Origin of the sequence: Paenibacillus graminis (assembly GCF_000758705.1) — a bacterium.
Lineage (GTDB): Bacteria > Bacillota > Bacilli > Paenibacillales > Paenibacillaceae > Paenibacillus_AQ > Paenibacillus_AQ graminis.
In genome coordinates, this window is sequence record NZ_CP009287.1 from 1,314,193 (window position 1) to 1,338,089 (window position 23,897).

At 53.4% G+C, this 23,897-nt stretch carries 24 protein-coding genes and 1 other annotated feature; of the genes, 17 read left to right on the forward strand and 7 right to left on the reverse strand.

Features of this window, described 5'->3' with window-relative positions:
* Positions 1 to 21 precede the first annotated feature (21 nt).
* The gene (locus tag PGRAT_RS05555) at positions 22 to 1,224 is read right to left on the reverse strand and encodes a M23 family metallopeptidase (RefSeq protein WP_025703724.1); all 1,203 of its coding nucleotides are present in this window, start codon (positions 1,222 to 1,224) and stop codon (positions 22 to 24) included.
* A 267-nt stretch (positions 1,225 to 1,491) separates the two neighbouring features.
* Here PGRAT_RS05555 and cls point away from each other — a divergent pair, with 267 nt between their 5' ends.
* Both cls and PGRAT_RS05565 read left to right on the forward strand, forming a co-directional pair.
* Positions 1,492 to 2,922, forward strand: coding sequence for a cardiolipin synthase (gene cls / locus PGRAT_RS05560; RefSeq protein ID WP_025703725.1), 1,431 nt, complete (start codon positions 1,492 to 1,494; stop codon positions 2,920 to 2,922).
* A gap of 122 nt (positions 2,923 to 3,044) precedes the next feature.
* On the forward strand, positions 3,045 to 3,953 hold the full coding sequence (locus tag PGRAT_RS05565) for a YitT family protein (protein WP_025703726.1): 909 nt from the start codon (positions 3,045 to 3,047) through the stop codon (positions 3,951 to 3,953).
* A 184-nt stretch (positions 3,954 to 4,137) separates the two neighbouring features.
* Here the strand turns inward: PGRAT_RS05565 and ligD are convergent, their stop codons facing one another.
* Genes ligD through ku form a run of 3 tightly spaced genes read right to left on the reverse strand, consistent with a single transcriptional unit; the run spans position 4,138 to position 6,981 of the window.
* On the reverse strand, positions 4,138 to 5,022 hold the full coding sequence (gene ligD / locus PGRAT_RS05570; RefSeq protein WP_042266172.1) for a non-homologous end-joining DNA ligase: 885 nt from the start codon (positions 5,020 to 5,022) through the stop codon (positions 4,138 to 4,140).
* A gap of 36 nt (positions 5,023 to 5,058) precedes the next feature.
* The gene (locus PGRAT_RS05575; RefSeq protein ID WP_025708560.1) at positions 5,059 to 6,006 is read right to left on the reverse strand and encodes an ATP-dependent DNA ligase; all 948 of its coding nucleotides are present in this window, start codon (positions 6,004 to 6,006) and stop codon (positions 5,059 to 5,061) included.
* 3 nt (positions 6,007 to 6,009) lie between these two features.
* Positions 6,010 to 6,981 (reverse strand): non-homologous end joining protein Ku, encoded by a 972-nt coding sequence (ku, locus tag PGRAT_RS05580; RefSeq protein WP_042266173.1) that lies wholly within the window; start codon positions 6,979 to 6,981, stop codon positions 6,010 to 6,012.
* A 143-nt stretch (positions 6,982 to 7,124) separates the two neighbouring features.
* On the opposite strand from ku, the gene PGRAT_RS33025 reads away from it, so the two are divergent.
* The 7 genes from PGRAT_RS33025 to PGRAT_RS05610 all read left to right on the forward strand — a co-directional run bounded on the left by PGRAT_RS33025 (position 7,125) and on the right by PGRAT_RS05610 (position 13,241).
* On the forward strand, positions 7,125 to 7,298 hold the full coding sequence (locus PGRAT_RS33025; protein WP_155990553.1) for a hypothetical protein: 174 nt from the start codon (positions 7,125 to 7,127) through the stop codon (positions 7,296 to 7,298).
* Positions 7,299 to 7,341: 43 nt separating this feature from the next.
* A complete protein-coding gene (locus PGRAT_RS05585; protein ID WP_020429434.1) occupies positions 7,342 to 7,527 on the forward strand; it encodes an H-type small acid-soluble spore protein in 186 nt (61 codons plus the stop codon).
* Between the two features lie 218 nt (positions 7,528 to 7,745).
* The gene (gene tsaE / locus PGRAT_RS05590; protein WP_042266174.1) at positions 7,746 to 8,237 is read left to right on the forward strand and encodes a tRNA (adenosine(37)-N6)-threonylcarbamoyltransferase complex ATPase subunit type 1 TsaE; all 492 of its coding nucleotides are present in this window, start codon (positions 7,746 to 7,748) and stop codon (positions 8,235 to 8,237) included.
* Complete coding sequence (tsaB, locus tag PGRAT_RS05595; RefSeq protein WP_025708899.1) at positions 8,234 to 9,073, forward strand: tRNA (adenosine(37)-N6)-threonylcarbamoyltransferase complex dimerization subunit type 1 TsaB; 840 nt, start codon at positions 8,234 to 8,236, stop codon at positions 9,071 to 9,073. Before tsaE ends, tsaB begins: the two co-directional genes overlap by 4 nt.
* Positions 9,073 to 9,597: a ribosomal protein S18-alanine N-acetyltransferase gene (gene rimI / locus PGRAT_RS05600; RefSeq protein ID WP_154968413.1), complete on the forward strand. Its 525-nt coding sequence runs from the start codon at positions 9,073 to 9,075 to the stop codon at positions 9,595 to 9,597. The genes tsaB and rimI overlap by 1 nt, the downstream gene beginning before the upstream one ends.
* Positions 9,594 to 10,643 (forward strand): tRNA (adenosine(37)-N6)-threonylcarbamoyltransferase complex transferase subunit TsaD, encoded by a 1,050-nt coding sequence (gene tsaD / locus PGRAT_RS05605; protein ID WP_025708903.1) that lies wholly within the window; start codon positions 9,594 to 9,596, stop codon positions 10,641 to 10,643. Before rimI ends, tsaD begins: the two co-directional genes overlap by 4 nt.
* A gap of 456 nt (positions 10,644 to 11,099) precedes the next feature.
* Positions 11,100 to 11,392, forward strand: a binding site (T-box leader).
* A 292-nt stretch (positions 11,393 to 11,684) separates the two neighbouring features.
* Positions 11,685 to 13,241 (forward strand): 2-isopropylmalate synthase, encoded by a 1,557-nt coding sequence (locus PGRAT_RS05610; RefSeq protein WP_025708905.1) that lies wholly within the window; start codon positions 11,685 to 11,687, stop codon positions 13,239 to 13,241.
* Between the two features lie 472 nt (positions 13,242 to 13,713).
* On the opposite strand, the gene abc-f is transcribed toward PGRAT_RS05610, so the two are convergent.
* A complete protein-coding gene (gene abc-f / locus PGRAT_RS05615) occupies positions 13,714 to 15,669 on the reverse strand; it encodes a ribosomal protection-like ABC-F family protein (protein WP_025708907.1) in 1,956 nt (651 codons plus the stop codon).
* 325 nt (positions 15,670 to 15,994) lie between these two features.
* On the opposite strand from abc-f, the gene PGRAT_RS05620 reads away from it, so the two are divergent.
* The 7 genes from PGRAT_RS05620 to groL all read left to right on the forward strand — a co-directional run bounded on the left by PGRAT_RS05620 (position 15,995) and on the right by groL (position 21,416).
* On the forward strand, positions 15,995 to 16,642 hold the full coding sequence (locus PGRAT_RS05620; protein WP_025708908.1) for a 5-formyltetrahydrofolate cyclo-ligase: 648 nt from the start codon (positions 15,995 to 15,997) through the stop codon (positions 16,640 to 16,642).
* Positions 16,633 to 17,139, forward strand: coding sequence for a cyclic pyranopterin monophosphate synthase MoaC (gene moaC / locus PGRAT_RS05625; RefSeq protein ID WP_042266177.1), 507 nt, complete (start codon positions 16,633 to 16,635; stop codon positions 17,137 to 17,139). The genes PGRAT_RS05620 and moaC overlap by 10 nt, the downstream gene beginning before the upstream one ends.
* Before the next feature lie 53 nt (positions 17,140 to 17,192).
* On the forward strand, positions 17,193 to 17,678 hold the full coding sequence (locus PGRAT_RS05630; protein ID WP_020429419.1) for a MogA/MoaB family molybdenum cofactor biosynthesis protein: 486 nt from the start codon (positions 17,193 to 17,195) through the stop codon (positions 17,676 to 17,678).
* Positions 17,679 to 17,808: 130 nt separating this feature from the next.
* Positions 17,809 to 18,051: a twin-arginine translocase TatA/TatE family subunit gene (gene tatA / locus PGRAT_RS05635; RefSeq protein WP_025707280.1), complete on the forward strand. Its 243-nt coding sequence runs from the start codon at positions 17,809 to 17,811 to the stop codon at positions 18,049 to 18,051.
* 207 nt (positions 18,052 to 18,258) lie between these two features.
* Positions 18,259 to 19,032, forward strand: a complete 774-nt coding sequence (gene tatC, locus PGRAT_RS05640; protein WP_025707281.1) for a twin-arginine translocase subunit TatC — start codon at positions 18,259 to 18,261, stop codon at positions 19,030 to 19,032.
* A 340-nt stretch (positions 19,033 to 19,372) separates the two neighbouring features.
* Positions 19,373 to 19,654 (forward strand): co-chaperone GroES, encoded by a 282-nt coding sequence (gene groES, locus PGRAT_RS05645; RefSeq protein WP_020429415.1) that lies wholly within the window; start codon positions 19,373 to 19,375, stop codon positions 19,652 to 19,654.
* A 130-nt stretch (positions 19,655 to 19,784) separates the two neighbouring features.
* Complete coding sequence (groL, locus tag PGRAT_RS05650; RefSeq protein WP_025707282.1) at positions 19,785 to 21,416, forward strand: chaperonin GroEL; 1,632 nt, start codon at positions 19,785 to 19,787, stop codon at positions 21,414 to 21,416.
* 281 nt (positions 21,417 to 21,697) lie between these two features.
* Here groL and PGRAT_RS05655 read toward each other — a convergent pair whose 3' ends face one another.
* Complete coding sequence (locus tag PGRAT_RS05655) at positions 21,698 to 22,999, reverse strand: ammonium transporter (protein WP_411830845.1); 1,302 nt, start codon at positions 22,997 to 22,999, stop codon at positions 21,698 to 21,700.
* Between the two features lie 2 nt (positions 23,000 to 23,001).
* Positions 23,002 to 23,409 (reverse strand): hypothetical protein, encoded by a 408-nt coding sequence (locus PGRAT_RS05660; RefSeq protein ID WP_025707284.1) that lies wholly within the window; start codon positions 23,407 to 23,409, stop codon positions 23,002 to 23,004.
* Between the two features lie 258 nt (positions 23,410 to 23,667).
* Between PGRAT_RS05660 and PGRAT_RS05665 the strand changes: the two genes are divergently transcribed.
* Entirely contained in the window at positions 23,668 to 23,853 is a 186-nt protein-coding gene (locus tag PGRAT_RS05665) for a hypothetical protein (protein ID WP_025707285.1), read from the forward strand.
* Positions 23,854 to 23,897 lie beyond the last annotated feature (44 nt).

The following is a 23,897-nucleotide window of genomic DNA, read 5'->3' on the forward strand; positions in this document are numbered from 1 at the left end:
ATATCTATTCCAGTTCCCGGCTTATGGCTGGACATAACCCAAGGGATTGACCGGCTTGTTTTGTTTGACTACCTGAAAATGAAGATGGGGTCCTGTACTGCGTCCGGTATTGCCGAGCAGGGCGATCTTCTGGCCCTTGCTGACCTTGGTGCCCGGAGCAACAAGCATTGTGTTCAAATGCATGTACCAGGTCTCCAGTCCGTTATCGTGTTGGAGAATAATATATTTGCCGCGTGCGCCCATTTGCTCGGCGGAAGTCACCACACCGTCCATTGCTGCATAAATAGGATCACCGATGCTGCCGGCAATATCAATGCCGGAATGATAGGCCGAAACTCCATTAAAAGGGTCAGAACGGTAGCCGAAGCTGGAGGTGATCACTTTGGAGTGTGTAGGCCAGATGACCGCCGGTGCCAGCCGGGCTTTTTCAGCGCGTGCCTTTTTGGCCTGCAGATTGGCCTTGGCGGTATTTGCCTCTTGAGCCTCTGTAATGGTTGAAGTGATACTGCTCATCATTTCATCCAGCATGCTGCGGATTTCCTCATAGTCATCCTTCGTCTCCCGTACCAATTCCAGGGGATCATTCTGGTAGACCGCGATATATTCTCCGCCGACCTGCGGAGTGACGGTGCTGCCAAACGTTGCCGGCATCGCATCCAGACGGAAATGTACAGCAGACAGCGGGGGGATGGCAGAGACAGAAGAGACGACAACAGGGGGACTGCTGGGTATGCCTGTCAGACTGTGAAGTGCAGTTGCAGCTGCCGCCGCAGAGACTATAGGCAGTTTGCCTGCGGGGGCGGAGCTCTTGGTAGCAGAGGTTTCTTCCTTACTGCCGGAGGCCGCACTGCTGTCTTTGTCAATCAGGGACTGAAGCTGCTGTTCCAATTCGCTGACACTTTTCAGCTTTTCTTTAATCTGGTCTGCTTCCTCCGATAGTTCGGTTACCTGACTGCGGAGCTGCAGCAAGGCCTTATCCTTATCGGCTACCTTCATTTCCATCCGCAGATTGGTCAGGGACAGTGCTGCAGCTTCGGCTTCCAGCTCGGATATGGAGCGGGAGGCATGAAAATGCATGGAGGTGACCAGACTGGAGAGAGAAAGGGCCGCTGCGGCCGGCAGCACCAGAGCGAGCGGTTTGGATAGCTGAAGCTGTCTTACCGGACGCCCGGCTTCGCGGACAACGAGCAGCGTAATCCGGTTATGATCGGGCTGTTTCTTCATAGCTTCTCCTTCCTGCGGCTCGTGCAGCCGCCTTGTGTTCACTAAGGCCTTTCTTACTCGGGCTTATCCGAATCGTCCTACTACTCTATGTATTCCATCTTTGTAGGGAACATGACAAAGGTTTGCTTGAATAAAGAAGGAGACTTCAGGTAAAAGCTGTACTAGAATCGGCCGGAATTCAAGAGCGGAAGCATAAATTCTCCGGGGGGAAAGCCGGAATGCAACGGGCGATGCCTTACTATAAAAAATATTCGGGAGGGTGAAGGAGTGAAAATATTCGCGTTAATTCTATGTCTTTTTATCCTGCAGATTGCTGTCATCCTTCTGTTTGAATTCCGCCGCCCGCAAAGAGCCTTAGCCTGGTTGTTTATTGCCTTCTGCTGTCCGCCGCTCGGTCTGCTGTTCTATTATTTTTTTGGCCGGGATTACTGGCAGAGCCGCAAGCTGGACAAAAGATGCATTTCGTTGTTCCGGGAAATCCGCGCTCATCTGACCGGTAAAATAAAGCTTGTAGCAGATGCGGCAGATAGCGGAAATCCGCATTTTGCAGACCACAATGAACTGCTGCACCTGCTCTCCCGGCTGTCCGAGATTCCGGCCACCGGGCGGAATAAGTGCCAGGTGCTGTTAGACGGGCGGGAAGCCTTTGAGTCAATGCTGGCTGCCATGGAAGCGGCGCGGGATAATATTCATATGGAATTCTATATTTTCCGCGATGATGAGATCGGAGAACGGTTTCAGGACGTTATGATCCGCAAATCGCGCCAGGGGGTGAAGGTGCGTCTGCTCTGTGATGGCCTCGGCAGTCATAAGCTGGGCCGGAGATTCATTCACACGCTCAGAAATGCCGGAGTGGAGGTCCATTTCTTCCTGCCTCCGATGATCTCCCTGCTGGACCGCCGGTTCAACTTCCGTAATCACCGGAAAATCATTGTGGTCGACGGGCGTGTGGGGTTCACCGGAGGCTTGAACATAGGGGATGATTATCTGGGGAAAGATCCGAAGCTGGGATATTGGCGGGACACCCATCTGCGTCTGGAAGGGGATGCGGTCTACAGTCTGCAGTATGTTTTTCTCAAAGACTGGCGGCTGGCAGCGGGTGAGGGGATGAACCATCCCCGGTTTTTTCCGAAGCATGAATGTACGGAAGAAGAGGCAGTTCTGGTGGTTGCCAGTGGTCCGGACGGGGCGCTGGACGCCTCGCAGGAGCTGTTTTTTGCAGCAATGGTGGCGGCCAAGCAGCGGGTATGGATTACCTCCCCTTATTTTATTCCGGATCCTGCGATCTGCCGGGCGCTGAAGAACGCTGTGCTGAGCGGAGTGGATGTGCGAATTATCATTCCGGCGGTACCTGACAACAGGCTGGTGTACAATGCTTCTCTGTCGTACGTGGAAAATCTGCAGGACGCCGGAGTGAAATTTTACCGCTATCAGAAAGGGTTTATGCATGCCAAGGTGATGATTATCGATGATCTGCTGGGGACAGTGGGCAGTGCCAATCTGGATATGCGCAGCTTTTACTCCAATTTTGAGTTGACAGCAGTCCTGCTTAGACCCGGGGTGATTGCCGGACTGGCGGCCAGTTTTGAACAGGATTTGCAGCACAGCGAGTTTATTGAGCCGGTAGTCTTTCGAAGAAGAGGAGCTTATGTCAAGCTCATAGAAAGTCTTTGTCAGCTGTTATCGCCGCTTTTATGACAGATTAGGTGAGATAAACTTGTGTTTTCGAAGGTTCTAACATGTTCCATCCGTAAATGGCCCTCTTTTATGATATAATAAAGGTATAAGACTTTAAATATACTTTTTATAGGGGGAGTTCTATGACTGTAAGCCAGAAAATATTCACGAATGAGGAGCCGAAAAAGCCTCATAAATCAGAAGCCTTTAAGCGGGCCAAACTGATCCAACGGATCGTAATGATGGTGCTTGGAGCAGCAATGATGTCTGTGGCGCTGGAAATTTTCCTCGTTCCCAATCAATTGATTGACGGCGGCATTACCGGTATTTCCATTATGATATCCCATATTTTTCATATCCCTCTGGGGATTATATTGACTCTGCTTAACTTGCCGTTCCTTGTCATCGGCTATAAGCAGATTGGTAAAACCTTTGCCTTATCCACCCTGTTTGCTGTAGTACTGATGTCCATTGGCACTCAGCTGCTGCATCCTGTTGCTCCGCTGACCGGTGAACCGCTGCTGGCCGCAGTCTTTGGGGGCGTTATTTTGGGTGTAGGTGTGGGGCTTGTAGTGAGGTACGGAGGATCGCTGGATGGAACAGAAATTGTCGCGATTTTAGTATCGAAGAAGCTGCCCTTCTCCGTAGGCGAGGTAGTCATGTTCTTCAACCTTTTCATTCTTTCCGGTGCAGGCTTTGTGTTCGGCTGGAATAATGCGATGTTCTCATTGATTGCGTACTATATTGCTTTTAAAGTGATTGATGTTACGCTTGAGGGTCTGGATCAATCGAAATCGGTATGGATTATCAGCGATAAATTCCGTGATATCGGTGAAGCGCTGACGGAGCGTCTCGGACGCGGTGTTACTTATCTGGATGGGGAAGGCGGCTTCTCCGGAGATAACAAGAAGGTTATATTTGTAGTCATTACCCGTTTGGAAGAAGCGAAGCTTAAAACCATCGTTGAGGATTGGGACTCCGATGCATTTGTGGCAATCGGCAATATCCATGATGTGAAAGGCGGCCGTTTCAAGAAAAAAGCAATTCATTAGCAGCACCCGTAATATGGGGAGCACTGACCGAAGGAAGGTATATTTACGAACATCAGAGTGACCATTTCGGCGTCTTTATCTAGCTTCGCCGTATTCTCATATATAATACCTTCTGTCCATACAATGGACACCTGATAAGCCCGCAGCCTGGATAGGCATCTGCGGGCTTATTGCTTGTTCCGGGTTAAGGAAGCTTGGGGATAAGAGCTTCCACCGGCTGCGGCGGCACCTTCGCAATCAGATCACCCATGATGCTCAGACGGTTCTCAATGTTGAGCAGATGGAAATCCGCAGGCGAAACATTGTGCTGGACCTCTTCCCATAAAAGAGGAGTGGAGACCGTGGCCAGCGGCCGGGCACGGGGCGTGTACGGAGCAGCGAGCGTTTTGCCGCCATAGTGCTGAAGGTAATCAAAATAAATATTGTCGCCCCGGTTCTTCTTCAGCCGCTCCAGCGTGAACAGATCCGGGCGTTTCTCAGTGACATACCGGCCGACAAAGTGCCCAATCCGGCGCAGGCCATCGAAAGTGACTCCAGGCCGGATAGGAACGATAATTTGCACCCCGGTTGCTCCTGAGGTTTTGGGGACTGAGGCAATCCCGAGCGACTGCAGTACCTCGCCTACAACAGCAGCCGCTTCCATAATCCGCGGCTCGACTTCGAGGGACGGGTCCAGGTCAATCATCCATTCGCAGGGCAAACTGCTGCCGACATAATGCAGTGAGGGATGAAACTCCAGGGCGGCCATATTCCCCAGCCAGAGCAGGTCGGGCAGCCCTTGCAGGACGATATAAGTAATGTTGTCGTGAGTTGCCGTACGTACATAATCCGGCAAAGGCTCCGGCGCATTTTTCTGGTAAAAGGACATGCCAGGAACACCGTGCGGATAGCGGATCACGGTCAACAGCCGGTCACGGGAATAACGCAGCAGATAGGGGGAGAGGGCGGCCAGCTTTTGCAGATAAATCCGTTTGGTAATGCCTTGCTCCGGCCACAGCAATTTCTCCGGGTTCGTTATGGCAATTTCCTGTCCTTCGACGGTAATGGAGCCCCTGATGGTTTTTGGCATGCGGTTTTCTCCTTTCCATAGTTTGTGATCCCGCTGTCAGCCCTTCTGCTCTATCCGGCACGACAGAGGGGGATGATCCAATTGGGCCTGGATGACCGGATGCCGCAGGGTTCCAGAGCTGTTCCACTCCAGATAATGCAGCTTGAATACGAGCTGGGGTTTGATCCAGACAGCCCCCTTGCTGCGCTGCGGTACTGCCGTAAAAGGCATATCCCCGGTTCTGAGCTGCTGCGCCTGTGCTGTTATAGTCCGCCAATCCTGTGCCGTCATCCGCCCTGCTCCGGCATGTCCGATATAATGCAGCTGGCCTTTGCTGTCAAAGAGGCCGAAGAGCAGCGCATTTACAAGTCCATCGCGGTAAGTCACACCGCCGGCCACAGCATTAACATCAAAAACGATCTTGCGCTTCTGCCAGCGGCTGTCTTTGCCGCCCGGTGCATAAGTGCCGTTGATATCCTTGCACACAATCCCTTCCAGCCCGCCGCTCTGCGCAGCGGTGAACAGTTCGGAGGGACGGGCGTAGCTTGGCACGTTCTGAACATGGGGATGAGGGAGCAGCATTTCGCCTAACATTTGCTGGCGCCTGGACAGCGGCTGGTCCAGAAGCCATGTGCCATTACAGTATAGGATGTCAAATATCATATACAGCACAGGAACCTGCGGACTTACGGACTTGATCGCCGCGGCATTCTTCAGGCTGTCCCGGCGCATCACTTCATGGAAGGAGGGTTTGCCGCCGCTGAGTGCAATCACTTCCCCGTCCAAAATGACCGAGCCGGCCCGGCAGTAGGCTCTGGGGTCGGCGATTTCGGGATACTGCAGGGTGCGCCGGTTGCCGCGGCGGTTAATCAGTTCTGCGTCATTCCCGTCACAGTACGAGAGCATGCGCACGCCATCCCATTTAATCTGGGCAATCCACTGATCGCCCTCCGGCAGCTGTGATGCCAGCACAGGCTCGAAGGGAACAACGGGCTGCAGCTTCATAAGTTAAGCCCCCGATTCTTTACTCTTGGCTGTGCGCCGTTTCGGTTTGGGCGAAATGACCGGAATCGGTCCGGTAGCCTCGTCAACGACGGGAACGCCGTCAGCGGTTTTATCGGGTTTGGCCGCGACTGTTTTCTTCCTGGACACCGCTCCGGCTTTCGGTTTGGTTGTGGCGGAAGCCGCAGATGGGCCGGGATCGGCAGGAATATGCTGCACGGCTTCGATACTGGCTTGAAGCGCAGCCATCAAGTCAATTACATTGCTCTCCTGGCGGGCGGGAGCAATATGGAACTCTTCACCGGCAATCTTGTGAGTAATCAGATCAAGCATGCGCTGGCGGTAGTCATCGGTGTATTTGCCCGGCTCAAACGGCATCGACAACTGTGAAATCAGCAGCTTGGCCATATCCAGCTCCTTGTCGTTTACGATGCCGGGCTCCGGCAGTCCTGGAACCTGGGATACAGGCCTAACTTCATCGGGATAATAGATGGTTTCAATTGCCAGGCAGTCAGCCAGCACGCGGATGGCGGCGAGGCTGCTTTTGGAGCGGATGGAAATTTTGGCAATTCCGATCTTTCCGGTCTGGCGCATGGCCTCCATCAGCAGACGATACGCATTGGCTCCCGCCTGATCCGGGGACAGGTAATAGGTTTTCTGGAAATAAATCGGGTCGATCTCGGTCAGGTCCACAAAATCCAAAATGGTAATGCTCTTGCTGCTCTCCTCCGTCAGCTGGTCCAGCTCTTCTTTGTCAAAAAGGACAAACTTTCCCTTTTCATATTCGTAGCCCTTGCCGATTTCCTCCCAAGCCACCTCCTTGTCGCAGACGGGACATTTGCGCACATACGACAGCGGGCTGCCGCACTCCTTATGGATATAGCGCAGCGAGATGTCTTTGTCCTCGGTAGCGGAGAACATTTTGACCGGAACATGGACAAGCCCGAAGCTGATGGCCCCTTTCCAAACGGTATGCATGGTGATCGCCTCCTGATCCAAAGTTCTTTCCGCTTAGTATGGGATGACAGAGCTTTTTCTAGCCTGATGCATTTTTTGCGCAGGCTGGGAAAAAATAAGCCCGGACGTTAAAGAAAATCTGCGTTTAAATTGGAGGAAAGCGAATGGATCGGGAACGGAACGACTGGATGGATGCATTATCAGAGCAGGACATTCCCGCTGAAGCTGTGGATTGGGAGAGCATTGTAGATACCGGGAAAGTGGATGAGCTGCCCGAAGATTTTGAACGGCTGGACGCCGAAGCGACGATTGGCGAACCGCCTGCGCTTGAGGATTAATTCTGCCGCTTCTGCTATTTAAAACTTTAGGAGGAACCCAATAATGGACGTACAACGGGCAAAGGCGATTTATGCCTCTAAGGATATGATTTCTGTGCACCTGGACGGAGAGCCTGTCTGGATAGAACATGTGGATGCGGAAAACGGGATGGCCACGGTGCAGGTAGGGTCACGTCCGACGAATACACATACGGTAGGTGTGGAGCGTCTGGAAGAACAGGAGAGCTGAGACTGGAACCCATTCAGGACCTAAAAGCCGATTGAAGGGAGAAAACCCGTTCAATCGGTTTTTTGATGTCTGCCGGGGGCAGCAAATAAAGAACGGCTGTTGCGGTAGAAGTATCATACCGATATAATTGAAACGTATTGTGATATCGATTTATTGGGTTACGCATATCGCTCCTGGTGCAGGGGCGTGGATTGAAATTAAAAGGTGGTAGTTGCAGCTTGAACAACATCGCTGAAACGGTGTTTATTTACCGTTCATATAGCCTGGATGATACAGAGCAGCTAGCGGCTGAACTGGCCGCCTCTGCAGAACCGGGCATGGTTATCGGACTGGACGGAGATCTGGGCGCTGGGAAAACAGCGTTCTCACAGAGCTTCGCCCGTCATTTGGGTGTGCAAGGGATCGTTAGCAGCCCGACATTTACAATTATCAAGGAGTATGAAGGGCGTCTGCCGCTCTATCATATGGACGTATACCGTATCTCGGTCCAGGAAGCGGACGAGCTGGGGCTGGATGAATATTTCTATGGGCAGGGCATCTGCCTGGTGGAGTGGAGCCGTATTATTGCAGATTTGATGCCGCCGCGGCATCTCCATATTGCTATGGAAACATGCGGGCCGGAGCAACGGCTGATTACAGTGACCGGAAGCGGGGAGCCTTACGGCGAGGTGTGCCGGGCTCTGAACCAGAAGTGGGGTAATGAAAGATGAAGAAGCAAAATGAGGAGCCGCGCAAGCGGTTTTTGGCGCTGGATACTTCCACAGCTATCCTTGGGGTAGCGATTACGGAGAATGGCAGGCTGCTGCATGAAACGAATGCCTCAGGGGAGCGGAACCATTCCGTGCACCTGCTGCCGATTATTGAGCAGGCGCTGCAGGCTACCGGCACAACCTCCGCCATGATCGGCGGAGTTGCTGTTGGGCTGGGACCGGGATCGTATACCGGAACGCGTATTGCTGTAACTGCTGCCAAGACACTGGCGTGGGCCTGGAAGGTGCCGGTAGCCGGCATCTCCACCCTGCAGGCGCTGGCCTGGGGCGGTTTGGCCGCTGCTCTGAAGCAGCAGGAGGAAGCACCAAGCGCGGGGGAACCGGCGGTACAAGAACCAGCCGGGACTGGCCCCGACTGGATTATTCCGCTGCTGGATGCGCGCCGGGGGCAGGCCTACACCGCACTGTTCGCTTCGGATGGGGAGCATGCGCCCCGGAGGCTGGAGCCGGATGCTATCCGGCTTATGGCCGACTGGGTACTGCTCCTGGCGGATAGACTGAAGCAGGCGGAGGCAGAAGGCAGGAAGCCGCGTGCCATCTGGTTCGTCGGCGAGACCCTGCTGCTTGGCAGCGGGGAATCAACCGGTCTGCTGCGGGAAGCGGGGAATGTACACGCTGTGCCCTATGAGCTGGAAGGCCGCTGGGCAGGGTATTTAGGGGAAGAGCGCCTGCAAGCGGGAAGCGATGATCTGCACAGTCTAATCCCGAATTATACTCAGCTTTCCGAAGCGGAAGCCAATCTGCGCCGGAGCAGTGAAGGGAGCCTGAATCAATAATGATGGAATCGGACCCGGTAAGAGATCAGAGCACAGAGCTGGTCTTTCGCCTGATGAAGCTTGTAGATATTCCTCATATTCTGATTATTGAGCGGGAAGCTTTCACAATGCCTTGGACGGAGGAGGCCTTCCGCAACGAGCTGACCCATAATCATTTTGCCAAATATATGGTCATGGAGCTGCACGGGCACATTATTGGCTATGCGGGAATGTGGGCCATTGTGGACGAAGCGCATGTCACGAATATCGCGTTGCTTGAGGCGTACCGGGGACGCAAATGGGGCGAGAGACTGCTGGACGAGCTAATGAAGACGGCCGCCTTTTTGGGCATGAAGTCTATCACACTGGAGGTCCGGGTCTCGAACGAGGTCGCCCAGAATTTGTACCGCAAAAAAGGCTTCCGACCGGCAGGCACCCGCAAAGGCTATTATTCAGATAATCGCGAGGATGCGCTGATTATGTGGGCGGATCTGCCGGAATACGGGGAGCAAGGCATGATGGAAGGAAGCGTGGACCTGAAATGAAGACAGAAACGGGTGAAGTTCAGCCTGTACTTATATTGGCTATTGAAACCAGCTGCGATGAAACTTCTGTAGCGGTGGTCAAGGACGGCTGTGAGGTGCTTTCGAACATGATCTCCAGCCAGATCGAAACCCATCGCGCGTTCGGCGGTGTCGTGCCTGAGGTGGCATCCCGCAAGCATGTAGAGGTGATTACACTGGTGATAGAGCAAGCGCTGGCAGCGGCAGGCGTTCAGCCCGAACAGCTGACGGCAGTTGCGGTTACCCAGGGACCCGGACTTGTCGGAGCACTGCTGGTAGGTGTTGTAGCTGCCAAAAGCCTTGCGCTTGCCTGGGGCAAGCCCCTGATTGGCACACATCATATTGCCGGTCATATTTATGCCAACCGGCTGGTTAAGGAGCTGCAGTATCCCAACATGACGCTGGTGGTATCCGGCGGGCATACGGAACTGGTCAGCATGGAACGGGAGGGCAGGTTCCGGATTATCGGCCGGACCCGCGATGACGCTGTGGGCGAAGCCTATGACAAGGTAGCGCGGGCACTCGGGTTCCCTTATCCGGGCGGCCCCCATGTGGACCGGCTGGCCCGCGAAGCGGAGGAAGCGGTGCCGCTTCCCCGCGTCTGGCTGGAGCCGGATTCCTACGATTTCAGCTTCAGCGGCCTGAAGTCAGCCGTGCTGAATGTGGTCAACCAGAGCAGGATGAAAGGCCTTGCGCCGGATGTGGCCGGGATTGCCCGCGGCTTCCAGGAGTCGGTTGTCGAGGTGCTGGTGGAGAAGGCGGTTCGTGCTGTAAAAGCTAACCAAGCCAAGCAGCTTCTGCTCAGCGGAGGCGTAGCCGCCAACAAGGGCCTGCGCGGGGCGCTGACCGCCCGCTGCAAGGCGGAGGGGATTGAGCTGATTATCCCGCCTCCGGTATTCTGCACCGACAATGCGGCTATGATCGGTGCGGCCGCTTACGTGAAATGGCGCCATGACGGCAGCACACCGCTGGATATGGTCGCTGATCCGGGGTTCTCGCTGGAAAATTGGTCAGTGGAAGCCTATTGACATCTGTTGGGGACGGCAGGTATAATCAGTTCAATCATTATCTATAATTTGAACAAACGCGATGAATGGAAGCAGTAAGGAATCTCCGGGATAAGAGAACTGCGGGTAGGTGCGACGCAGCCGAAGGAGGCCTGAACTCGTCCGGGAGCGGAACGGTGGAAGCAGGAGGTTCCTTCAGGAACGTCAACCGGGGCGTAAGCAGCCCGGACCTTTCGTACACCGTTACGGTTCGCCTCCGTAAGAGGGTAGCCTGCAGAGTGACGGAATAAGCGGTTGCTTCCGGTTTCCTTGCAAGGCTGTAGAGTGGATATTCAGGAACGGCTAAAGCGCTGGCTGAACCGGATATCAACAAGAGTGGTACCGCGAAGGTGAACAGCCTGTCGTCTCTTGAATGAGGCGGCAGGCTTTTTTGCGTGAATTGACAAGGTCATTGAAGAAGTTAACGGATGTTATAGCGTACACGTGATGAACGGGAGCAGTAGATGAACAAGGTGAGCAGAGAGCTGCGGGGTGGTGCGACGCAGTCACCGGAGGCATTGAATCTCGCCCGGGAGCGGAGCGGCGGAAGCAGCAGGATGTATGCCGCTACGGATGTCCCCGTTACCGGACCTTCATGGAGTGCTGCCGGGCATTAGCGCCTGGCCGGTATTCCGTGGGGAAGAGCAGGACGCAGCTTGAAGCTTTGCTGGTATAGAAGGCTGTGCGTCAAAAAGAGTGGTACCGCGGAGGGGGAACCCGCCGTCTCTTTAATAGAGATGGCGGGTTTTTGTGTTGTTCAGGTGATGACCGGATCAGGCCGCATCATTCTGGAGAAGGTTGGAGAGTGAAGGCTGTCTGCCAAGCTAGGCGGATAGCCGGCTCTCAACTTGCTGCCGGCAGCAGCGGGTGGGAATGGGCAGAGCCGCAAGTCGACGTGCGGTTCTTGTACAAAGTGGAAATAAGGCCAGGACATAGGAAGATTGCAGCTTAAGTACACCATATTTCGGCTTATGCTTCCGGGTCTGAGAAGCAATGCCCACAAAACTTTTAGGAGGGATTCCCATGATTATTCCGGTAAAGAAACGAATTCAGATTTTCGATACGACGCTGCGTGACGGTGAGCAGGCTCCCGGAGCAAGTCTCACTCCGGAACAAAAAATCATACTGGCCTATAAGCTGGCTGAGCTGGGCGTGGATGTGCTGGAGCCGGGGTTCCCGGTATCCAGCCCCGGGGATTTTGCCGCCGTGGAGACGATCTCCCGGAAGGTGCAGGGTGTGGAAATCTGCGGCTTTGCCCGTGCGGTCAGAGGGGATATTGATGCTGCGGTGCGGGCGACCCGGGATGCGGAGCGGCGGCGGCTTCATCTGTTCATCTCCTCCTCGGATATTCACCTGCGCCATCAGCTGCGCATGAGCCGGGCCGAGGTTGTAGCCGCCGCCCGGGAGATGATGGCGTATGCCCGCCAATTCTGCGAGGTGGTGGAGTTCACCGCCATGGATGCCGCACGGACGGGCATCGATGATCTGATTGAAATGGTGGAGGCCGTCATTGAGGAAGGTGCGACGATTATTAACTTGCCCGATACGGTAGGCTACGCGCTGCCGCAGGAATATGGCGAGATGTTCCGCCGGGTCCGGCTGGGAGCCAGAGGCGGTGATACCGTGAGCTATAGCGCTCACTGCCACAACGACCTGGGGCTGGCCGTGGCCAACAGCCTGGCCGCGATTGAAGGAGGGGCTACCCAGATCGAGGTGACCGTTAACGGCGTAGGTGAGCGCACCGGAAACTGTGCGCTGGAAGAGCTGGTCATGGCGCTGGAGACGCGGGGGGATGTGCTTGGTGCGGAAACCGGAATTGTGCTGGATAAGCTGTATGACACTTCGCGGATCATCAGCGGGGCCATGCATTTTCCCATTGCCTACAACAAGCCGGTTGTCGGCAGAAACGCCTTCCAGCATGAATCGGGAATTCACCAGGACGGGTTGCTGAAGGACCGCAGCACCTATGAAATTATGGACCCGGAGCGGCTGGGCATCCCGCGCAGCATGATTATTCTGGGCAAGCATTCCGGCCGGCATGCACTGAAGGACCGGGCGGCGAAGTATGGCATTGCGCTCAGTTCCGGGGAGCTGGACGCATTGTATGAATCCTTCAAGGAGACGGCTGACCGCCAGAAGGCAGTCAGTGACGATGAGCTGCTGCGGATGGTAAGCACCACTACCGGTCAGGAAGCCCAGGTCTATGAGCTGGGCGAGGTCCAGGTACTGGCCGGCAGCGCGCAGCGCCGGGTGGCCGCCGTTACGGTCCGCCATTTAAGAAGCGGCGAAGAAACCTCGCATACCAGCACCGGCGACGGTCCGCTGGAAGCGATTATTGCGGCAATCGGGCAAGGGATTGCGGAGGAGATTGATTTTGCCGGACTGGAGCTGCACTCACTGGGAAGCGGAGAGAACGCGCAGGCAGAGGCCGCAGTCATGGTGGAGTGGGAGGGCAATAAATTCAGAGGGACGGCCATCCACCAGGACATTGTAATGGCCGCGGGGATTGCTTTTATCGCCGCCTGCAATTCAGCTCTGCTCTCAGCCTCTTCGGCATCACAGCCATTGCCGGCTGTATAGCACGAAGCGCTTCAACCATCGTCAAGCTGCAATATCGTAAATTTGCAAGGCCGTCCCAAAATATCCACAGACCTGTTTTTACCACGCATAGTGTGGGGAAACAGGTCTTATTTTGTGGAAAAACGAAGAATAAAAGAGCAGAAGCATCTTTTGTCAAGCTGTGGACAACGTTATCCACATATTCTGCCCGAGTTGTGTAAAAATCGTGTAAAATCAGCAATAACGGCATTTTTTTAAATCCCGGAAATGGCTGTTTACTAAGAGCCGTTTTCTTGTGAGAATTGTGGATAATGTGGATAGTTCGGTGGATAAAAAGTCCTTGACAAGGAAAAAGGCGATTTTACGCGTAAAAAAAGGCCACATGGGCCTTTTTATGCTGTGAGTTATACACTAAAACTGTGGATGGGGCTGTGGATAACTATTTATGAACAAACGGGGAATTCTTAAAAAATAATTATTTAACGGATTTACATTATTCGTCAGCAAGGTTTTCCCATTCGCTAAATAAATTTCCAAGCTGTTCTTTTTTGAGCTTCAAGTCACTTTCATGCTCTTGAAGTGCCACATAATCCTGAAAAACCTCGGGCCTAGTCATTTCATTCTCAATTCGGGCGATGTCATCCTCCAGCGCTGCGATATTCTCTTCGATTTCGGAGATCCGCCGCTGGCGGTTGCGCTCCTCCCGTTTGGCCTGCTTCTCGGCTTCATAGGAGAGGGCCGTGCCTTTTTCTGCCGCCGGTACTTCAGCTTCGGCATTTTTGGAGGCTTTGGCAGAGGCGAGTTCAGCTTCCTCCAGGGCAATCGCTTCAAGCTCCTGCTTTTTTTCGATATAATCATCATAATTGCCCAGGTATTGATCAATCCCGCCCGGATGAAGCTCCAGTACTCGTTCAGCCATTTTGTTCAGGAAATAACGGTCATGGGAAATGAAGAGCAGGGTGCCTTCAAAATCAATCAGCGCTGATTCCAGCACCTCGCGGCTCATGAGATCCAGGTGGTTGGTTGGCTCATCGAGAATGAGCATGTTGGCGCCCCGAAGCATGAGCTTGGACAGCGCGACCCGGGCTTTCTCACCGCCGCTGAGCGCAGCAACCTTCTTCAGGACATCCTCCCCGCTGAACAGGAAGTTGCCCAGGATCGTCCGGATCCGCGCTTCCTCCAGCATCGGATATTCGCTCCACAGCTCCTCCAGCACCGTATTGCGCGGATTAAGCCGGGTCTGTTCCTGATCGTAGTAGGCGATCTTCACTTTGGTTCCCCAGTTCACGGTGCCTGTGGAAGGCTCCCGCGTACCCGTCAGACACTGCAGCAGCGTGGACTTGCCGATTCCGTTCGGGCCAATCAGGGCTGCCGTCTCACCCCGCCGCAGTTCAAAAGAGGCGTTCCGGAAGAGCGGCTCCGCTTTTTCGCTGAAAGCTACCGTGACATCCCGCACCTGCAGGACCTCTTTGCCGGACATGAAGTCCGGCTCGAAGGAGAAGCTGGCTTTTTTCAAATCACCCAGCGGCTTGTCGATACGTTCCATCTTGTCCAGCGCCTTGCGCCGGCTCTGTGCCCGTTTGGTGGTAGAGGCACGCACGATATTGCGCTGCACGAAATCCTCCATCCGCGAAATCTCGTCCTGCTGCTTCTCATACTGCTTCAGGCGGATCTCATATTCTGCGGCCTTCAGATCCACATAACGGCTGTAGTTGCCTGTGTACTTACGGGACTGATGGCGTTCGATTTCAACGATTGTAGTCACCAGACGGTCGAGGAAATAACGGTCATGGGAGACAACCAGAATGCCTCCGGCATAGCTGCGCAGATAATCCTCCAGCCAGGTCAGTGTTTCGATGTCCAAGTGGTTGGTCGGCTCATCCAGCATCAGCAGATCCGGGGCCTGCAGCAGAATACGGGCTAGAGCCAGGCGGGTTTTCTGGCCGCCGCTCAGCGTGGCAATCGGCGTCTCCGGCGGAAACTCACCGAAGCCCATACCGTGCAGAACGCTGCGTATCCGTGTATTCATCTCATAGCCGCCATGATCCTTGAACCAATCCGAACGTCTGGCGTAGCGTTCCAGCAGATCCTCATAACGCTTCGGATCATCCGCCAGGCTGGGATCGGCAATGTCTGCCTCCAACTGCCGCAGCTCTGCTTCCGCTTCGATCAGCGGGCTGAATACGGCCAGCATTTCCTCTTGAATGGTCTTATCAGACTGCAGTCCGCTGTTCTGGGCCAGGTAACCGATCGTCGTTTCCTTGGATTTATGAATTTGCCCGCTGTCAAAGGACATCTCGCCTGCGAGAATCTGCAGGAAGGTCGACTTCCCGGCTCCGTTGACACCGACCAGGCCTACCCGTTCCTTCTCGTTCACCTGCAGGCTGATGCCGTCCAGCACGCTTTGTATTCCATATGATTTGGTAATTCCTGTTGCTTGAAGAAGCATACTGATGAAACCTCCGCCCTTACATATTTCACCACGGCGTCTACCGCCCCGGCTGTACCAAAAACCTTATTCTATAGTTTACATGAAAAGCGTTTGCCGCGCGAGGGGAGCGGCTTGTATTACCATGCTGTGATGTGTGCTGTGATGTGTCTAACGAAAGAATCCTACGCCAGAGCCTGCTGCATAGCCGGGGCGGTTACAATACTGGCGGGGGTTCCTGTAACAGCGTATTTCGTTCAACCTTGGCGAACATGTGAGAAGAGTGGTAAACTGAGTTTACAAACTATGATAAGCTAGGATATAACGGAAGGGGAGGCGGCTGTCCATGACAGGCAACCGTGCGCCGCTGGCGGCGCTTAAGCGGGAGCTGCGCGCAGAGAGAACAGCTGTCCGCGACGGGCTTGCTGCAGATGTCCGGGCATCCCTGTCCTCACAGGTCTGCAGCCATGCACTGGAGTGGCTCCAGAAGGAGAAGGCCGCTTCACTGCTCGCCTATGTGCCTTTCCGTTCAGAGCTGGACTGCCGCCCGCTGATTGCCGGGGCCTGGGTGCTTGGACGGGGGGTGCTGCTCCCCCGTGTTATTGCGGAAGCGGGAACCATGAGCCTTCATACGGTTGGCTCCTGGGAGGAGCTCACACCCGGAGCTTATGGCATCCTGGAGCCCTTAATCCCTGAAGAGAACGGGCAGGAGCGGAAAGTGCTCCCGGTTCCGGATGTGGTTTTTGTTCCGGGGCTGGCTTTTGACCGGCAGGGCGGGCGTCTTGGCTACGGAAAGGGCTACTATGACCGGATGCAGGCGTCCTGGAAGCAGGATTCCGGATTTGCTCTGAAGCCTCCGGTCTGGATCGGGCTGGCTTTCAGCCAACAACTGGTGCCTGAAGTGCCAATGGATGGGCATGATGCTTATATGGACATGCTGATTACGGAAGAGGGCATCTTTCATTGCCGGGAGGAGAACAAACCATGGAATTAAGCCATTTCAATGAGCAGGGCAGGGCGCGCATGGTGGATGTGAGCGACAAGGAGATCACCAAGCGGACAGCTGCCGCGCGCAGCAGTGTGCAGATGGCTCCCGGAACGCTGGCAGCGATCAAGGCGGGCCGGATCGGCAAAGGCGATGTGCTTGCTGTTGCCCAGGTTGCCGGAATTATGGCGGCCAAAAAAACCGCGGATTGGATTCCCATGTGCCATCCGCTGCCGCTTACCGGCATTGATATCCGTTTTTGGGATAACAGCGAAGATCGGCTATATATAGAAGCAACCGTCAAGACAACCGGCAAAACCGGGGTGGAGATGGAGGCGCTGACCGCCGTATCGGCAGCCGCGCTGACGGTATACGACATGTGCAAGGCGCTGCAGAAGGATATGATTATCGGGCCTACGCTGCTCGTACAGAAGAGTGGAGGCAAGACCGGGGATTACGCGCTGGAGGAATCAGGGCACCAAGATGCGGGTGGAAGCGCTGAGTAAAGGCTGTGAAGACAGCTGTCTATACATAGCATAGCGAGAAGGAGGGACAACCTATGGCGTGGAAAACAGCAATCCTGACGGCCAGCGATAAAGGGGCCAGAGGCGAACGGGAAGACACGAGCGCCCAGGTTATTCGGGAACTGGTGGAAGAGGAGCTAGGCGGCGAGATCGTTGAATATCGGATCGTGCCGGATGAACAGGATGAGATTATTGCCGCACTGATTGAATTGACGGATTATTTCCAGGCGGATCTGGTGCTGACTACGGGCGGCACGGATTTGGCAATTCGTGATGTTACGCCTGAGGCGACCCGTCGTGTCATTGAGCGGGAGGTGCCCGGGCTCTCCGAGGCCATGCGGAGTACTGTAATGCAGAAGAACCGTGCGGTTATGCTATTTCGGGGCATTTGCGGCATCCGCGGAAGAACACTGATCGTGAACTTGCCCGGCACACCCAAGGGTGTGCATGAGAATCTGGCGGCAATCATGGATCAACTGCCGGAAGCTCTGCTCATGGTAACTGGCCAATATCGGCAATAATTTCTTCTGTTTCAGTAAAGTCACCAGGAATCGTCTTGGATCTCTGATGGATGTGTGACATAAGTTATGGTATTATTAATTTATTGTTAACGATATCATGGACGGACAGAGTGACAAGGAGGAATAATATATGCTAAGCGGTATTGGTGCTCCCGGAATAATTTTGTTGGTCATCCTGGCGCTGCTGCTCTTTGGTCCCAATAAGCTTCCTGAACTGGGCCGTGCAGTCGGGCGTACATTCCGTGAATTTAAGGACGGGGCGCGGGAGATTATCAATGACCCGGAACCCGCTAAAAAAAGCGAAGCTCCGGCAGCGGCAGCCCCGCAGACTATGGCAGCGGATCTTCCGCAGGACAGACGTCTGCCGGAATAATATCATCTTTTCACGCGGGGGCGTTTCTCTCAGTGCTGTTTCAGGCTGGGCGGCGCCCCTTTTTTGAAAATATAAGAATCTATATGCTTCACGCAATAAATGATCCTTCTTTTTCTCACTGAAACGGTACCGTCCCTTAAAAGGACGGCGAAGCCGTTTCTGCTTGAATACGGCTTTATATACATAAGTCATCGGGTGGTGTCAGTCATGTCTCTGGAAGCGGAAGAAATGTCAGTGGTGGATCATCTTACTGAACTGCGCAGACGGATTATTTATGTGCTGGTTGTATTCGTTGCCGGGCTCGTTGCCGGCTTATTCGTTGCCAAACCAATCTATCTCTATCTGATTCACGCCGATATGGCCCAGGGCTTCGTGCTGCATGCTTTCTCCTTCTGGGACGGCATCGGGATGTATGTAAAAATCGCCATGGCTGTTTCGCTGGCTGTATCTGTCCCGTTTGTTGTCTATCAGCTGTGGGCATTCATCAGTCCCGGACTCCGGCCAGTGGAGCGGAGCGCCGCTCTGCGTTACGTGCCTTATGTGTTTGTCCTCTTTATACTCGGCATCGCTTTTGCCTATTATATTGTATTCCCCATGGCGCTGTCGTTCACGATTACAATCACCCGCAGCATGGGGCTGGAAGAAACTTATGGCATTGCGCAGTACTTCAGCTTCATGTTCAGTCTGGTCATTCCGCTGGCGCTGCTGTTTGAGCTTCCGCTTGTCGTCATGTTTCTGACGAAGCTGAGAATTCTTAATCCGCTGCGCTTGCGCAAGATGCGCCGGTACGCTTATTTCGCGCTTGTCTTTATCGCCGTGGTCATCACGCCGCCGGATTTCATCTCGGATTTTCTCGTCACCATTCCACTGCTGATTCTCTACGAATTCAGTGTGTTTCTGTCATCCTTCGTTTACCGCAAACAGCTTGCCATGGACCGTGAACTGGAGGCCCGTTATGTCAGGAAAGAGGAGTCCCGGTAAGGAAATTGGGAACGTGAACCGGAAGGGCATAATCTGCCCTTCAGTGGATAGAATGTAAGAGAGTGTGGGCCGGACAAACCCGTATGACCAAATTTTTCCGAAAAAGCTTGCCGATTTTACGGAAAAGGACTTGAAATCCGCCTTCAAGTTGAGTATCATAAAAATTGTTGTTAGCACTACACAGTGTTGAGTGCTAACAGTGCTGAGAAAGAGGCCATCGCCGGTATGTTCCGTTCCGAGGGGCCTGTTTTTCAGAGCTGCCGCTGAAGCTTTGGGCTTCTACGGTATCCCATCTATGTTTTCAAGCTAAACAACATATTTCAAAGGAGGCTATTTTTTCATGATCAAACCACTAGGTGAACGCGTATTGGTAGAACCAAGCGAGCAAGAGCAAACCACTTCTTTCGGAATTGTGCTGCCGGATTCCTCCAAAGAGAAGCCGCAGGAAGGCAGAATTATCGCTGTAGGCAGCGGTGCCCTGAAAGACGGAGTACGTGTTCCGCTTGAAGTTAAAGAAGGCGACCGTGTGCTGTTCTCGAAATATGCCGGAACTGAAATTAAATACGAAGGCAAAGAATATTTGATTATGAAAGAAAGCGACATTCACGCGATTCTCGACTAATCAGCAAGCCTTTCATAAGCGATAACCGAATTATACTTACACCCAAATTGGCTGATGCTTTCGAAGTGAGTTCTGAACGAAGTCACTCAGGAAGTAACGCTAACAAAACTTTTAGGAGGTTAATTACACAATGGCAAAAGAAATTAAATTCAGTGAAGATGCCCGCCGCGCAATGCTGCGTGGAGTTGATGCTTTGGCAAATGCCGTAAAAGTTACACTTGGACCAAAAGGCCGCAACGTGGTGCTGGAGAAGAAATTCGGCAGCCCGCTGATTACTAACGACGGTGTAACCATCGCCAAAGAAATCGAACTGGAAGATGCTTTTGAGAACATGGGCGCACAGCTCGTGAAAGAAGTAGCTACCAAAACTAACGATGTAGCCGGTGACGGAACTACAACGGCAACTGTTCTGGCTCAAGCGATGATCCGCGAAGGTCTGAAGAACGTAACTGCAGGTGCCAACCCGATGGTTATCCGCAAAGGGATCGACAAAGCGGTTAGAGCAGCTGTAACTGAACTGCAAAACATTGCTAAGCCAATCGAAGATTCCCAAGCGATCGCTCAAGTAGCTGCTATCTCCGCTGCTGATGATGAAGTGGGCAAGCTGATTGCGGAAGCTATGGAAAAAGTGGGCAAAGACGGCGTTATCACCGTTGAAGAATCCCGCGGCTTCCTGACTGAGCTTGAAGTGGTTGAAGGTATGCAGTTCGACCGCGGCTACATTTCCCCGTACATGATCACCGATACGGACAAAATGGAAGCTGTACTGGAGAACCCGTACATCCTGATCACCGACAAAAAAATCAGCAGCACGCAGGAAATTCTGCCACTGCTGGAGAAGATCGTTCAGCAGGCACGTCCGCTCGTGATCATCGCTGAAGATATCGAAGGCGAAGCTCAAGCGATGCTGATCGTGAACAAACTGCGCGGAACATTCAACGCTGTAGCGGTGAAAGCTCCAGGCTTCGGCGACCGCCGTGAAGCTATGCTGCAGGATATCGCTGCTCTGACCGGCGGCCAAGTCATCACTGAGAAGCTCGGTCTTGATCTGAAGAGCACTTCCGTGGAACAACTGGGGAATGCCCGTCAAGTGCGCGTAACCAAAGAAAATACAACCATCGTAGACGGCAGCGGCGACAAAGCGGACATCAACGCACGCGTAAGCCAAATCCGTTCCCAATTGGAAGAAACCACTTCCGAATTCGACAAAGAAAAACTGCAGGAACGCCTCGCTAAGCTTGCTGGCGGCGTAGCCGTTGTCAAAGTCGGCGCTGCAACTGAAACTGAATTGAAAGAGCGTAAACTGCGCATCGAAGACGCCTTGAACGCAACCCGCGCTGCGGTTGAAGAAGGTATCGTATCCGGTGGGGGTACAGCTCTTGTGAATGTATACAACGCTGTTGCTGCTGTAGAAGTAACTGGCGATGAGCAGACAGGTGTGAACATCGTGCTGCGCGCTCTGGAAGAGCCAATCCGTACGATCGCAGCTAATGCGGGCCAGGAAGGTTCCGTTATCGTGGACCGTCTGAAAAAAGAAACCATCGGCATCGGCTACAACGCTGCTACCGGTGAATGGGTGAACATGTTTGAAGCCGGGATCGTTGACCCTGCCAAGGTAACACGCTCCGCGCTGCAGAACGCAGCTTCCGTAGCGGCTATGTTCCTGACTACCGAAGCGGTTATCGCTGACAAGCCAGAGCCTGAAAAAGCCGGCGGCATGCCGGATATGGGCGGCATGGGTGGCATGGGCGGCATGATGTAAGACAGGCTGAAAAGCCTGTAGCATCATTCGGGAAAGTCATGGAGCGCTTATCCATAGCTTGCCCTAATAGTTTATAAGAGCAGAGGCTTTTCACAAGGTTGCTAAACCTGTGGAAAGCCTCTTTTCCGATCTGGCAAAAAGCAATATGGCCCCTCCCCACAGGTGCATTGGGTTCTGGGTTTGAACCCAAATAACGCCCTTTCACATTCCTGTTGGGAAGCGAAAAGGCGTTGTTTGTTATTCTCCCTGCAAAGGGACTTGGTGCATCTGAACGGTGTCCCTTATCTTCCTGAACTCCTGCGGGAGCCCATGTCCTCTTCCGCCAGGTAGTGATCTTCAAGTTCAATAAATTCAGCAGACCGGTGCGCGGCGATCATGCCGTGATAACTGATATCGAGGCCGATTTCCTCCTCTTCCTCACTGGACCGTACTTGAACGAGCTTCCCAATCAGCTTCAGTCCACACCAGGTAGTTGCAAACCCCCAGGCTGCCAATGTGACAAGACCAAGGATTTGCACCCCGAGTTGGTGCCAGCCTCCGCCATAGAGCAGTCCGCCGTCGGTAGCGAATAAGCCTACGGCTAAGGTTCCCCAAGCGCCAGATACGGCATGTACCGGAAAGGCCCCTACTGGATCATCAATGCGGCGGGCTTCCAGCCAGTTGGTAGCCGCCATCATGAGCAGACCGGAGACGGCGCCAATCAGAATGGCTGCACCGTCACTGACAAACGCACAGCCGGCCGTAATACCAACCAGACCGGCGAGAGAACCGTTAATTACCGATGGCGCATCTGAACGCTGGTAACGGAATAAGGTGTAGATCAGTGTGATCCCGCCGCCTGCTGCCGCTGACAGCATGGTTGTAATCGCGATGTGTCCGATCCGGGCATCGGTAGCACTTAAGGTGCTGCCTGCGTTAAAGCCGAACCAGCCGAACCAGAGCAGGAAGGCGCCAACCGAAGCCAGCGGCAGGTTGCTCGGGAGGGCAACGGTGCTGTTCCCGGCCTGATTGAATTTGCCTTTTCTTGGGCCGATGACAATAGCCGCCGCCAGTGCCGAGAATCCTCCAAGGGCATGAATGACGGCTGAACCTGCGAAGTCCTGCAGGCCCAATTGGCTAAGCCAGCCGCCGCCCCAGGCCCAGTGGCCGCCCAGGGGATAGATCAGACCGGTCATTAATATAACGTACAACAGATAAGCGCGGAAGTTGATCCGTTCAGCAACTGCCCCCGATACGATGGAGATAACGGCAATGGTAAAAGCCGCCTGGAACAGCCAGAAGGTATCAATCGAGATCGTGAAATGAAGATTGGAGAGATCGCCGCCAAGCATAAATCCGCTGGTGCCTACCAAACCGCCGGCATCTTTGCCGTACATCAGCCCAAATCCAAAAATATAAAAAATCAGCGTTCCTATAGTGATATCGGCGAACACTTTCATAATAATGTTCACACTGTTTTTATATCTTACAAAACCGGCCTCCAGCAGGGCGAACCCGCCCTCCATCAGCAAAATCATAGCGGCGCTCAATACGACCCAAACCGTATCTATTCCTCCGCCAAGGGACTCCAGCGTCACATTCATTTCTATAATGCCTCCATACCCTTAATGAATTTAATCTCTCTTATAATTTCTGGTGACAGCGGGATCTGTTCTGTTGCTGGATGAGCAGTGAGCACCAGCAGGACCTGATCCAATTCTTGAATGTTTCTTTTAATGCTGTCTATTTGTTTAAAACGGTCTTTTACATGAACTATATATTCTACAGCGGTGTGATGGCTCGCCGGATGCCCTGCAAACCATTTGCGGATCGGGGAGAGCGATTGGTACATCGCCTCTTCAGCCCGCCTTTTTTGTTCGTATTTATTGATTTTATCTTTAATCCCCTCGATTTCTTCCTCTTTCCTGGCCTTGAGGCGTTCAATGAGGTCTTTTATTTCCTCGCTGGATAGACGATAAACAACATTTTGGTATACTTCATCCACAATAATCATGTCAGATCTCCTTACATGAAAAGTCATAGACTGATTATAGGGACAATGCAAATACAAGTCAATAGGTTTTTATATGCAGGCGGCGTGACGGGTGCTCTGGGGTTGTTAAGATTTTTAGCGGCTGTAAGCCAAGCCGTCCATGCCCAGAACGATAAGGGGTATATAAGATTAAGATCTGGACCTTCTGGTTGTAGTTTTTTTTAGATATAAAAGTGTATATTATGTTACAAGGAGACTTATTAGAAAGGATGATGATTTATGACCTATTCACAGATCTCCCGCAACTCGGGTAATTCATCTGATATGTTCTATCTGGAACAGCAAATGAAAGCTGTAAAAAAAGAAATGAAGCGGGCCGAAGCTGCGGGGCTGCAGGAGTTGCAGGATCAATTGAGTCACAGGCTCGCTGAACTGGAAGCCGAACTGGATAAGCTTGAGGATTAAAGAGAAGCGCATGCTCACCGGCTTCTTCGCAAGCGCTTGTTGGA